This is a genomic window from Shewanella algicola (genome assembly GCF_014648035.1).
Classification (GTDB): Bacteria; Pseudomonadota; Gammaproteobacteria; order Enterobacterales; family Shewanellaceae; genus Shewanella; species Shewanella algicola.
In genome coordinates this window covers 1-1,076 of record NZ_BMQI01000149.1, presented here as the reverse complement: position 1 = coordinate 1,076, position 1,076 = coordinate 1, and the positions used below count along the sequence as shown (strand labels likewise).

Genomic DNA, 1,076 nt, shown 5'->3' with positions numbered 1-1,076 from the left:
TGCTTTGGTGGGACACCACCAATTGCTGTATTGGGTCTTTCATTGTTATAAAACCATAGCCATTGTGTCGCATGTTCCTGTACCTCGGCAATACTATTCCAAAGATATTGGCTCAGCCATTCGTATCGCACAGTCCGATTATAGCGTTCTACATAAGCATTCTGCTGTGGATTGCCAGGCTGAATAAATTTCAGTTCTACATCGTGTTTTTCAGCCCATGCAGCCAGCACCGCACTGATGTACTCTGGACCGTTATCACTGCGTATTTGTTTCGGTTTTCCACGCCATTCGATGATTTGCTCCAAGGTTCTGACCACACGCTCTGCTGGTAAGGAGAAGTCGACCTCTATCGCCAAGCCTTCACGGTTGTAATCATCAATCACGTTCAATAACCTAATGCTGCGACCATCTTCAAGTTGGTCATGCATAAAGTCCATAGACCAACATTCATTGATTGCCTCAGGCACCGCCAATGCGTCCGGTTTATCACGCTTCAAGCGTTTCTTCGGCTTAATCCGTAGGTTTAGCTCCAATTCACGGTAAATTCTATACACTCGCTTATGGTTCCATCGGTAGCGTTTCACGTTACGTAAAAAGTAATAACACAGCCCAAATCCCCAACTTCTATGGGTCGATGTTAGTCGCTGTAACCAATCAGCAATCACAGCGTTTTCACCGCTGAGTTTTGCCTGATAGCGATAACAGCTCTCACTGAGTCCAAACAAGGCACAGGCAAATGCGATTGGAATGGCTTTATCATGCACCGCCTTTTGCGCCAGCTCCCGCCGCCGCGACGGCTTTACCACTTTTTTTCGATGGCCTCTTTGAGTATTTCGGCTTTTAGACGCTCTTCGGCATACATTTTTTTGAGTCGTGAATTTTCAGCCTCTAACTCTTTCAATCGCGCCATCATAGAGGCGTCCATGCCGCCAAATTTGGCCCGCCACTTGTAGAAGGTAGCCGAGCTCATGCCGTGCTCACGGCACAGCCCCGGAACTGGGGTGCCAGCTTCGGCTTGCTTGAGGATAGCCAAGATTTGGCTGTCGCTAAATTTTGATGTTTTCATGCAGAATCTC

At 47.6% G+C, this 1,076-nt stretch carries 1 protein-coding gene; it reads right to left on the bottom strand.

Translation table 11 applies throughout. The features are described from left to right. Nucleotides 1-1,066, bottom strand: a protein-coding gene (locus IEY42_RS22145) for an IS3 family transposase (protein ID WP_188927324.1) whose coding sequence is annotated in 2 segments (ribosomal slippage) — nucleotides 1-805 and nucleotides 805-1,066 — 1,067 coding nt annotated over the 2 segments. Because the reading frame shifts where the segments join, the coding sequence is not laid out codon by codon here. This gene is flagged as partial in the annotation. Nucleotides 1,067-1,076 lie beyond the last annotated feature (10 nt).